General features: G+C 74.0%; 8 protein-coding genes. 4 read left to right on the plus strand and 4 right to left on the minus strand.

What is annotated here, in order from left to right:
* Nucleotides 1–39 precede the first annotated feature (39 nt).
* Nucleotides 40–927: a DMT family transporter gene (locus tag GA0115240_RS21370; protein ID WP_093738613.1), complete on the minus strand. Its 888-nt coding sequence runs from the start codon at nucleotides 925–927 to the stop codon at nucleotides 40–42.
* A gap of 238 nt (nucleotides 928–1165) precedes the next feature.
* Nucleotides 1166–1981 carry a TrmB family transcriptional regulator gene (locus GA0115240_RS21375; RefSeq protein ID WP_093738615.1) on the minus strand — a complete coding sequence of 272 codons (816 nt, stop codon included), beginning with the start codon at nucleotides 1979–1981 and terminating at the stop codon, nucleotides 1166–1168.
* 426 nt (nucleotides 1982–2407) lie between these two features.
* On the opposite strand from GA0115240_RS21375, the gene GA0115240_RS21380 reads away from it, so the two are divergent.
* On the plus strand, nucleotides 2408–4480 hold the full coding sequence (locus tag GA0115240_RS21380; protein ID WP_237555079.1) for a putative Ig domain-containing protein: 2073 nt from the start codon (nucleotides 2408–2410) through the stop codon (nucleotides 4478–4480).
* A gap of 85 nt (nucleotides 4481–4565) precedes the next feature.
* On the opposite strand, the gene GA0115240_RS21385 is transcribed toward GA0115240_RS21380, so the two are convergent.
* Nucleotides 4566–4994, minus strand: a complete 429-nt coding sequence (locus tag GA0115240_RS21385) for a hypothetical protein (protein WP_093738617.1) — start codon at nucleotides 4992–4994, stop codon at nucleotides 4566–4568.
* A 175-nt stretch (nucleotides 4995–5169) separates the two neighbouring features.
* Entirely contained in the window at nucleotides 5170–6810 is a 1641-nt protein-coding gene (locus tag GA0115240_RS21390) for an ABC-F family ATP-binding cassette domain-containing protein (protein ID WP_093738619.1), read from the minus strand.
* Nucleotides 6811–6974: 164 nt separating this feature from the next.
* Here GA0115240_RS21390 and GA0115240_RS21395 point away from each other — a divergent pair, with 164 nt between their 5' ends.
* From GA0115240_RS21395 to GA0115240_RS21405, 3 genes are all read left to right on the plus strand, one after another.
* Nucleotides 6975–7868: a TIGR03084 family metal-binding protein gene (locus GA0115240_RS21395; protein ID WP_093738621.1), complete on the plus strand. Its 894-nt coding sequence runs from the start codon at nucleotides 6975–6977 to the stop codon at nucleotides 7866–7868.
* On the plus strand, nucleotides 7868–9454 hold the full coding sequence (locus tag GA0115240_RS21400; protein ID WP_093738623.1) for an acyl-CoA carboxylase subunit beta: 1587 nt from the start codon (nucleotides 7868–7870) through the stop codon (nucleotides 9452–9454). Before GA0115240_RS21395 ends, GA0115240_RS21400 begins: the two co-directional genes overlap by 1 nt.
* A gap of 9 nt (nucleotides 9455–9463) precedes the next feature.
* On the plus strand, nucleotides 9464–10862 hold a 1399-nt coding region (locus tag GA0115240_RS21405), incomplete at its 3' end, for an acetyl-CoA carboxylase biotin carboxylase subunit (RefSeq protein ID WP_093738625.1).

Raw genomic sequence — 10862 nt, forward strand, 5'->3', positions numbered from 1 at the left:
TACCGGGCCGCGCTCCGGACCGCTGCCGGGATGCGCCCCTCACTCGGGTCTCGACGCCCCCACCGGCTCCGTCACCGTCACCCCGGCCGGCATCGCCGGGTGCCGGCCCAGCAGGACGACGCCGGCCACGATGGCGGCCAGGCCGATCGCCTGCCAGGCCAGCGCGCCGCTGCTGAGCGTGATGCGGTCGCCGAGGAAGCCGATGCCGCACGCGATGCCGGCCAGCGGCTGGGCGGCGGTGAGCGAGGGCAGCGACATCCGCAGCGGTGCCATCTCGAAGGCGCTCTGCACCAGCAAGATGCCGGTCAGGCCGATGACGGCGATGGCGTACGGCTGCCAGTGGGTGAAGAGGTTGGTGGTGCCCTCGTCCTGGACGATCTCGCCGCAGACCCGGGTCAGCGCGTCCTGGAGGCCGTAGATCAGCCCCGCGGCCAGCGCCAGCAGGGCCGCCTTCCCGGGGGCCCGGAGTCTTCGGCCCTGGACGGTGAGCAGCACCGCGAGCCCCGCGACGGTCCCGAAGACCAGCCAGTGCCGCAGGGCGCCGGCGTCGTTGGGGCCGCTGTGCGGCCGCCCGGCGACGATGAAGGCGGTCACGCCGAGCGCCAGCAGGCCGACGCCGCCCCAGCCGCTCCAGCGCAGTGGCTGCCGGGTGAGCCAGCGGGACAGCGCCATCGCGAACAGCAGATTGGTGGCGGTCAACGGCTCGACGAGGGTGACCTCGCCGTAGGCGAGCGCGACGGCGCCCAGCACCTGGCCGAGGATCATCAGGCACAGGCCGAGCAGCCAGTCGGGCATCCGGACCAGGTCGAGCAGCAGCCGGAAGGACAGGAAGTCCGACACCGGGGCACGGGCCGCCGCGCGCTGCTGCAGCACGAATCCCCAGCCGAGGCAGCAGGCGGCACCGACTCCGAGCAGGAAGACCACCACGCGGTCACTCTAACGCCCGGTTCGTCCGCTCCGGGCGGTTCGGGGGGTTCGGTCCGGGCCGCGAGCGGGCGCCCGCCGCCGTCCGCGCGCGCCCGGACGCAGCTCTGACGGGGCCCGGGTCGAGGCGCACCGCCGATCCACCGGACGGGTGAGAGTGACCGGAATTACTGAGGCGCGAGGTGTCCGCGGTGTTTCCGGCCGGTCCCCGGCCCGGCCGCCGGACCTCCGGCGGCGGCGGTCAGGGGCGGGCCACCGGGACGGTCTCCGCGCTGTCCCAGACGGTGAGGAAGGCCAGCCGCAGGCACGCGGCGAGCGCCGGATGCTCGATGTAGAGCGCGGTGGTGGCACCGGTGCCGGCGACCGGGTCCGGCATGTCGCACAGCACCAGCGACGCGTCGGCCACCACCAGCTTCAGCGGCAGCCGGGTGGCGAACCGGCTCTCCTCGCCGGCCGCGCCGAATCTGCGCACGTTCTCCAGCACTTCGCGGTCGTCCAGTGCCTCGTGGGTGTAGATCGCCCGGACCGAGCCGCCGGACCGGCGCAGCCGCCGGACCGCCTTGATGCCGGGGGCGTTCAGCGCGCCGGCGACGAAGGGCGGTTTGCAGAAGCTGAGCAGTTCGCTGCTCGCCTGGGCCTGGATGTCGGTAAAGGCCTCGGCGATGGACTTGGGGTCGCGCAGGATCTCGACGTAGTCCAGCGGGACGGTGTGGGTGCGGCCGTCGGTCCAGACCGGGACCAGGGCGGCGGTGAGGGTGGACGACACCCGGTCCAGGCGTTCCAGCTCCTCGCGCTGCAGGGCCATCAGCCGGGCCACCGCCAGTTCCGGCGCGACCGCCGAGAAGGTCGCGACCCGGCCGGGGTGAGCGGTGGCGAGCCGCCGGCGGACCAGTGCGTCGAGCACGTCGTAGACCCGCTGCCGGGGGACGTCGGCCTCGCGCGCCACCTCTGCCGCCGTATACGACTCGCGGCGGACAAGAGCGAGGTAGACGCGTGCCTCGTAACGGGCCAGCCCCAGGGCGACGAGGTCGCCGACCGGATCTTCCTCGGTCTCCATGGCCCATCAAGGTATACGTCGCGGATGACGGGGCGGAAGCGAGCGGCCGGTCCGCGCGGTGTCCGGGCCGGTCGCCGCAGGGCGGGCCGGCCGAAGATCTCGGGGAAATCGGGCCGAAGATCCGTGGAATGTCCGGCCGAAGATCCGAAAAGCCGAGGGGAATCCTTTGCCATTGCCCGGTAGTCCCTTGGGACGGCGCTCACTACCTTCAGTCCGGTCACCACTCAACGGGGTGGCAGTAGCCGGCAGTTGGCAGTCGTTGCCTGTCGTTGACAGCCAGATCACCAGTGCACGTGCGCCACTCGAAGTCCCAGGCGATGCCGCACCACCGTGATCGGTTGTCACGGGTCCTCACAGCCTCGATCGGTTGTCATGACCTTGACATATTTGACGCGGTCGCGGACGCCCTCGGGAGCCGATCCCCCCATGGAGGGCAGTTCCTTGCAGTCGATGAGTCCCGGCCGGATCACTGCGGCCTTACGCCGCGCCGCGATCGCGCTCGTCGCGACCGGCGCCCTGGTCACCGGCGGCCTGGTGGCCGCCGCGGCCCCCTCGGTCGCCGCCGCTCCGGCAGCCACGCACGCCTCGGCACCCGCCGCCGCCCACGCGTCGACGGCCGGCACCGCGGCCTCCGGCGTGCAGACCCAGCGGCTGTGTGCCACCCCCAAGCAGGGCTTCATGTCCTGCCTGGCACTGGCCCGCACCGATGTCGCGCACCACTTCGGCATCACCCCGGACGCGACCCCGTCCGGCTTCGGCCCCACCGACCTGCAGAGCGCCTACGCGCTGCCGTCCAGCGCCGGCGCCGGCGCCACGGTGGCCCTGGTGGACGCGCAGGACGACCCGAACGCCGCGGCGGACCTGTCCACGTACCGCGCGCAGTACGGCCTGCCGGCCTGCACCACGGCCAACGGCTGCTTCAAGAAGGTCAGCCAGACCGGCTCGACCACCTCGCTGCCCACCGCCGACTCCGGCTGGGCCGGTGAGATCTCGCTCGACCTCGACATGGTCAGCGCGGTCTGCCCGCAGTGCCACATCCTGCTGGTCGAGGCATCCTCCGCCAACATGGACGACCTGGGCACCGCGGTCAACGAGGCGGTCAGCCTCGGCGCGAAGTACGTGTCCAACAGCTACGGCGGCGACGAGGACTCCAGTGACACCTCGGCCGACTCCCAGTACTTCAACCACCCGGGCGTGGCCATCACCGTCAGCTCCGGCGACGAGGGCTACGGCGCCGAGTACCCGGCGGCCTCCAAGTACGTCACCGCGGTCGGCGGCACCTCGCTGAAGCGCGCCAGCGGCACCACCCGCGGCTGGTCGGAGTCCGTCTGGAGCACCTCCAGCACCGAGGGCACCGGCTCGGGCTGCTCCGCCTACGACGCCAAGCCCACCTGGCAGACCGACACCGGCTGCGCCAAGCGGACCATCGCCGACGTCTCCGCGGTCGCCGACCCGGCCACCGGCCTGGCCGTCTACGACAGCTACCAGGCCAGCGGCTGGCAGGTCTACGGCGGCACCAGCGCCTCGTCGCCGATCATCGCCTCGGTCTACGCACTGGCCGGCACCCCCGCGGCCGGTACCGTCCCCGCCTCCTACGCCTACTCCCACACCGGCTCCCTCAACGACGTGACCACCGGCTCCAACGGCTCGTGCGGCAGCAGCTACCTGTGCACCGCGAAGGCCGGCTACGACGGTCCGACCGGTCTGGGCACCCCGAACGGCACCGCGGCCTTCACCAGCGGCGGCTCCACCGGTGGCAACACGGTGACCGTCACCGGCCCGGGCAACCAGTCGACGGTGGTCGGCACCGCCGTCAGCCTCCAGGTGCACGCCAGCGACTCGGCGTCCGGGCAGACCCTGACCTACAGCGCCAGCGGATTGCCGGCCGGCCTGTCGATCAACGCCTCCACCGGCCTGATCTCCGGTACCCCGAGCACCACCGGCACCTCCAACGTGACGGTGACCGCCACGGACTCCACCGGCGCCAGCGGCTCGGCGTCCTTCAGCTGGACCGTCAGCACCTCGGGCGGCGGCGGTGGCGGCTGCACCACCGGCCAACTGCTGGTCAACCCGGGCTTCGAGAGCGGCGCCACCGCCTGGACCGCGAGTTCCGGCGTGATCGACAACAGCACCGGCGCCCCCGCGCACTCGGGCTCGTACAAGGCCTGGCTGGACGGCTACGGCACCACCCACACCGACACGCTCTCCCAGTCGGTGACCATCCCCGCCACCTGCACGCAGGCCACGTTCAGCTTCTACCTCTACATCGACTCCTCCGAGACGACCACCACCACGGCCTACGACAAGCTGACCGTCGCGGCCGGCTCCACCACCCTGGCCAGCTACTCCAACGTCAACAAGGGCAGCGGCTACGTCCAGCGCTCGGTCAACCTGGCCCCGTACATCGGCCAGACCGTCACGCTGAAGTTCACCGGCACCGAGGACTCCAGCCTCCAGACGTCGTTCCTCATCGACGACACGGCGGTCAACGCGAGCTGAACCGCCTGCTGCCCGGGTGACCGGGCAGCCTCCCGGCGAACGGACCCGGACCGGCCCCCACTGCCGGTCCGGGTCCCTTCCGCCGTCAGGTCACCGGGCCGCCCACCAGCACGGTGACCGTCCACCCGACGATGGCGTGGCAGGAGAAGCCGCCGGGCGTCGCAGGCGGGCAGGCGTGCCGGAAGCCGCTCAGCTGGGCGCTGCCCACCCGCGTGCCCCGATAGACACCCGGCGCGACCGCGGCCAGCGCGGCCCCGCGCTCGGTGCCGGGCTGATCGCCCGCCGCGAGCGACAGGCGCAGTGTGCTGCCCACTCCCAGGCAGACCCGGTGGGTGACGCCGGGGGTCACCACGGCGTCACCGCAGGCCGGGGTGGTGCCGACGGGCACCGAGGGAGGGTGCACCCGGACGCCGCCGCAGCCGGCCAGCAGCAGGAGCGCGGTGGCGGCGGCAACAGTGGCCGCAGTGGTGGCCGCAGTGGTGGCTGCGGGGCCGGCCGGGGTACGTGTACGCATCCGAGTCCTCCTGCGCCCTCCCCCGAACACCGGGGTCGCGGGTCTGACGCGGCGGCCCCGGGATCGGTTCCGGGGTGCGGGGCGGGCCGCCGCCGCGCCCAGGACCGGCCGGCAGCCGGTCCGGCCGCATCCGACCCGGCCGGTCCAGCCCGGCCGGCCCCCGGCCCCGCCCGCCTCAGCGCTCGGTGATCCGCCCGGCCGCGACCTCGATCCGGCGGGTGACCTGGACCGCGTCCAGCATCCGCCGGTCGTGGGTGACCAGCAGCAGCGTGCCCTGGTACGTGGCCAGCGCCGCCTCCAACTGCTCGATGGCCGGCAGGTCGAGGTGGTTGGTCGGCTCGTCGAGCACCAGCAGATTGACGCCGCGCGCCTGCAGCAGGGCCAGCGCGGCCCGGGTGCGCTCGCCGGGCGACAAGGTGGCGGCCGGCCGCAGCACATGGGCGGCCTTGAGTCCGAACTTGGCCAGCAGCGTGCGGATCTCGGCGGGATCCAGCTCGGGGACCGGGGCCCGGAAGGCGTCCAGCAGCGGTTCGCCGCCGCGGAACAGCGCCCTGGCCTGATCCACCTCGCCGACCAGCACACCGGGGCCGAGCGCGGCGTGGCCCTCGTCCAGCGGCAGCCGGCCGAGCAGCGCGGCGAGCAGGGTCGACTTGCCGGAGCCGTTGGCGCCGGTGATCGCGACCCGGTCGGCCCAGTCGATCTGCAGGTCCACCGGCCCGAAGGCGAAGTCGCCGCGGCGGACCCGGGCGCCGCGCAGGGTGGCCACCACCGCGCCGGAGCGGGGCGCGGCGGCGATCTCCATCCGCAGCTCCCACTCCTTGCGCGGCTCGTCCACCACATCGAGGCGTTCGATCATCCGGTCGGTCTGCCGGGCCTTGGCGGCCTGCTTCTCGCTGCTCTCGGTGCGGGCCTTGCGGGCGATCTTGTCGTTGTCGGGGGCCTTGCGGACGGCATTGCGCAGGCCCTTGTCCATCCAGCCGCGCTGCATCCGGGCCCGGGCCTCCAGGCCCGCCCGGGTGTCGGCGTACTCGTCGTACTCCTCGCGGGCGTGCCGGCGGGCGGTCTCGCGCTCCTCCAGATAGGAGGCGTAGCCGCCGCCGTAGACGTTGACCTGCTGCTGGACGAGGTCGAGTTCGACGACCCGGCTGACGGTACGGGTCAGGAACTCGCGGTCGTGGCTGACCAGGACAGTGCCGGCGCGCAGTCCGGTGACGAACTTCTCCAGCCGTTCCAGGCCGTCCAGGTCCAGGTCGTTGGTGGGCTCGTCGAGCAGGAAGACGTCGTAGCGGCTGAGCAGCAGGGAGGCGAGTCCGGCGCGGGCGGCCTGGCCGCCGGACAGGGCGTACATCTCCTGATCGAGGCCGACCCCGAGGCCGAGGACGGCGGCGGCCTCCTCGGCGCGCTCCTCCAGGTCCGCGCCGCCCAGCGCCAGCCAGCGCTCCAGCCCGGCGGCGTAGGCGTCGTCGGCGCCCGGCGCCTGGTCGACCAGGGCCTGGGTGGCGGCGTCGAGGGCGGCCTGCGCGGCGGCGACCCCGGTGCGGCGGGCCAGGAACCCGGCCACCGTCTCCCCGTCGGGCCGGCGCTCCGGCTCCTGGGGCAGGTGGCCGACGGTGGCGGACGCCGGGCTGAGCCGCAGCGTGCCGTCCTCCGGGGCGGCCAGGCCGGCCAGGATCCGCAGCAGGGTGGACTTCCCGGCACCGTTGGCACCGACCAGGCCGATCACGTCCCCGGGGGCGACGACCAGGTCGAGACCGGCGAACAGCACACGGTCGCCGTGGCCGGCGGCGAGGTTCTTGGCTACGAGGGTGGCACTCATCAGGGTTCCGATGCTATCCGCCGGCAGCGCGCGGAAAAAAATGCAAGCACGCTTGATTGTTTTCCGGCACGCTGCCACGCTCGGTGCGCACCGCGCTCTCCGGCGCGCGGGCTGCTCCCCCGGGGCGAGCCGCGCGGCGCCGGGACCCGTCCGAGGGGTGGCCCATGGCCGATCCGCAGTCCGTACGCACCGTGCTCGACGATCTGCGCGCCGAGGGCGAGGCGCTCGACCGGTTGGTCGCGGGGCTCGCCCCGGCCGACTGGGCCCGGCCCACCCCCGCCGAGGGCTGGACCATCGCCCATCAGATCGCCCATCTGGCCTGGACCGACGAGCGGGCGCTGCTCGCGGTCGGCGACCCGGACGGCTTCGCCCTCGAACTCAGCGCGGCGCTCGCCCACTTCGACACCCATGTGGACGACGGGGCCCGAACCGGCGCGCTGCTGGCGCCGGACGCGCTGCTGGCCCGGTGGCGGGCCGGCCGGTCCCGGCTGGGCGCCGAGCTGGACCAGCAGCCCGCGGGGGTCCGATTCCCGTGGTTCGGGCCGCCGATGAGCACCGCGTCGATGGCGACCGGGCGGCTGATGGAGACCTGGGCGCACGGTGAGGACATCGCCGACGCCCTCGGGGTGTCCCGCGCGCCCACCGCCCGGCTGTGGCATGTCGCGCGGATCGCGGTCCGGGCCCGCGACTACGCCTTCTCCGTGCACGGCCGGCCCGCCCCCACGCAGGAGTTCCGGGTCGAACTCACCGCCCCCGACGGCTCGTTGTGGACGTTCGGACCGCCGGACGCGGCGCAGCGGGTGTCCGGTCCCGCGCTCGGCTTCTGCCTGCTGGCCGTGCGCCGCCGGCACCGCGACGACGTGGAGGTGCGGGCCGAGGGGGCGGAGGCGCAGGCGTGGCTGTCGGTGGCGCAGACCTTCGCCGGGCCGCCGGGCAAGGAGCGGGCCCCGGGCCGGGGCCGCCCGCCGGGCGAACGGCCGGACGGGTCGGGCCCGTCGGCGGCATCGTCCACGTCGTCCACGTCGTCCACGTCGTCCACGTCGTCCGGGGAGGCGTGATGAGTTCGCTGGACATCCGCGGCGCGGAGTTCGCCGAGCGGCGGGCGGTGATGCTGGAGCGGCTGGCCGAGGTCGAGGCCGCGCACGCCGAGGCGCTGGCCGGCGGCGGTCCCCGCTACCAGGAGCGGCACCGCGCACGCGGCAAGCTGCTCGCCCGGGAGCGGATAGAGCTGCTGCTCGACCCGGACACCCCGTTCCTGGAGTTGTCGCCGCTGGCCGGCTGGGGCAGCGACTTCACCACCGGTGCCTCGATCGTCACCGGGATCGGGGTGGTCGAGGGCGTCGAGTGCCTGGTGACGGCGAACGACCCGACCGTGCGCGGCGGCGCGAGCAATCCGTGGACGCTGAAGAAGGCGCTGCGGGCCAATGAGATCGCCTTCGCCAACCGGCTTCCGGTGGTGAGCCTGGTGGAGTCCGGTGGCGCCGATCTGCCCAGCCAGAAGGAGATCTTCATCCCCGGCGGCGCCCTCTTCCGCGATCTGACCCGGCTGTCGGCGGCCGGAATCCCCACCGTCGCGGTGGTGTTCGGCAATTCCACCGCGGGTGGGGCGTATGTGCCGGGCATGTCGGACCACGTGATCATGGTCAAGGAGCGCTCCAAGGTGTTCCTCGGCGGTCCGCCGCTGGTCAAGATGGCCACCGGCGAGGAGAGCGACGACGAGTCGCTGGGCGGCGCCGACATGCACGCCCGGATCTCCGGCCTCGCCGACTACTTCGCCCTGGACGAGCCGGACGCGCTGCGGACCGCCCGCCGGGTCGTCGCCCGCCTCAACTGGCGCACCGCCGGCCCCGATCCGCGCCCCGACCCGCGCCCGCCGCTGTTCGACGCGGAGGATCTGCTGGGCATCGTGCCGGGCGATCTGCGGACCCCGTTCGACCCCCGCGAGGTGATCGTCCGGATCGCCGACGGATCGCGGTTCGACGAGTTCAAGCCGCTGTACGGGCCGAGCCTGGCGACCGGCTGGGCCGAGGTGCACGGCTACCCGGTGGGGATCCTCGCCAACGCCCGAGGCGTGTTGTTCAGCGCGGAGTCGCAGAAGGCCGCCCAGTTCATCCAGCTGGCCAACCAGCGTGACATCCCGCTGCTGTTCCTGCACAACACCACCGGCTACATGGTGGGGCGGGAGTACGAGCAGGGCGGCATCATCAAGCACGGCGCGATGATGATCAACGCGGTCGCCAACTCGCGGGTCCCGCACATCTCCGTTCTGATGGGGGCGAGTTACGGTGCCGGGCACTACGGCATGTGCGGTCGCGCCTATGATCCGCGCTTCCTGTTCTGCTGGCCGAGCGCCAAGTCGGCGGTGATGGGCCCGGCGCAACTGGCCGGGGTGCTGTCGATCGTGGCCCGCCAGTCGGCGCTGTCCAAGGGCCGGCCCTACGACGAGGCGGCCGACGAGGCACTGCGGGCGATGGTGGAGCAGCAGATCGAAGCGGAGTCGCTGCCGATGTTCCTGTCCGGGCGGCTCTACGACGACGGGGTGATCGACCCGCGCGACACCCGTACGGTGCTGGGCCTGTGTCTGTCCGCCGTGCACGGCGCCCCGGTCGAGGGTGCGCGCGGCTTCGGCGTCTTCCGGATGTGAGGTGCGGCGATGACGAACGATGCGGTGGAGTCCGGGTCCGGCCCGGCGGCCGGTTCCGGGTCGGCGGCGTACGGGGGGACCGGTCCCGGCGGGCGGCCGCCGGCGGCCTCGGCGGTCCGGGCCGTACTGGTGGCCAACCGGGGTGAGATCGCCCGCCGGGTCTTCAGCACCTGCCGGGCGCTGGGCATCGCCACGGTGGCCGTCCACTCCGACCCCGACGCGGACGCGGCCCATGTCCGGGAGGCGGACGCGGCCGTGCGGCTGCCGGGTGACGCGCCCGCCGACACGTATCTGCGGGGCGATCTGCTGGTGGCCGCGGCCCGGGCGGCCGGCGCCGACGCGGTGCACCCGGGCTACGGATTCCTGTCGGAGAGCGCGGAGTTCGCCCGGGCGGTGACGGCGGCCGGCCTGGTGTGGATCGGGCCGCCGCCCGACGCGGTGGCCGCGATGGGGTCCAAGACCCGGGCGAAGGAACTGATGGCGGCGGCCGGCGTCCCGCTGTTCGCCGTGCTCGACCCGGCGGCGGTGACCGCCGCCGACCTGCCGGTGCTGGTGAAGGCCGCGGCCGGCGGCGGCGGGCGCGGGATGCGGGTGGTCCGGGAACTGGACCGGCTGGAGCCGGAGTTGGCGGCGGCCCGGGCCGAGGCGGCGGCGGCCTTCGGGGACGGCGAGGTGTTCGTCGAGCCGTACGCCGAGGGCGCCCGGCATGTCGAGGTGCAGGTGCTCGCCGACCGGCACGGCACGCTGTGGGTGCTGGGCGAGCGGGACTGCTCGCTGCAGCGCCGCCACCAGAAGGTGATCGAGGAGACGCCGGCGCCCGGCCTGCCCGAGCCGGTGCGGCGCGCGCTGCACGAGGCGGCCGGGAAGGCGGCCCGCGCCATCGGCTACACGGGCGCGGGCACCGTGGAGTTCCTGGTCGCCCGGGACGGGCGGCCGTACTTCCTGGAGATGAACACCCGGCTCCAGGTGGAGCATCCGGTGACCGAGTGCGTCACCGGGCTCGACCTGGTGGCCTGGCAGATCCGGATCGCCGAGGGCGCCGCCCTGCCGCCCCGGCCGCCCGAGCCGCGCGGCCACGCGGTGGAGGCCCGGCTCTACGCGGAGGATCCCGCGCGGGACTGGCAGCCGCAGGCAGGACCGCTGCACCGGCTCGACGTCCCCGGTGTGGACGTGGAGTTCGCGGCCTCGCCCGGCCGCGAGGCGGGGCTGCGGCTGGACGCCGGCGTGACCGGTGGCGAGGAGATCGGGGTGCGCTACGACCCGATGCTCGCCAAGGTGATCGCCTGGGCGCCCACCCGCCCGGAGGCCGTGCGGCGGCTCGCGGACGCGCTGCGCCGGGCCCGGCTGCACGGCCCGGCGACCAACCGCGATCTGCTGGTACGGGCGCTGCTGCACCCGCAGTTCGCGG

The sequence above is a fragment of the Streptomyces sp. DvalAA-14 genome, from assembly GCF_900091855.1.
Lineage (GTDB): Bacteria > Actinomycetota > Actinomycetes > Streptomycetales > Streptomycetaceae > Actinacidiphila.

Bases quoted from the DNA above. Each gene is read 5' to 3' on its own strand.
- GA0115240_RS21375 (WP_093738615.1), bottom strand. From the start codon at position 1,981: ATGGAGACCGAGGAAGATCCGGTCGGCGACCTCGTCGCCCTGGGGCTG.
- GA0115240_RS21380 (WP_237555079.1), top strand. From the start codon at position 2,408: ATGGAGGGCAGTTCCTTGCAGTCGATGAGTCCCGGCCGGATCACTGCG.
- GA0115240_RS21385 (WP_093738617.1), bottom strand. From the start codon at position 4,994: ATGCGTACACGTACCCCGGCCGGCCCCGCAGCCACCACTGCGGCCACC.
- GA0115240_RS21390 (WP_093738619.1), bottom strand. From the start codon at position 6,810: ATGAGTGCCACCCTCGTAGCCAAGAACCTCGCCGCCGGCCACGGCGAC.
- GA0115240_RS21395 (WP_093738621.1), top strand. From the start codon at position 6,975: ATGGCCGATCCGCAGTCCGTACGCACCGTGCTCGACGATCTGCGCGCC.
- GA0115240_RS21400 (WP_093738623.1), top strand. From the start codon at position 7,868: ATGAGTTCGCTGGACATCCGCGGCGCGGAGTTCGCCGAGCGGCGGGCG.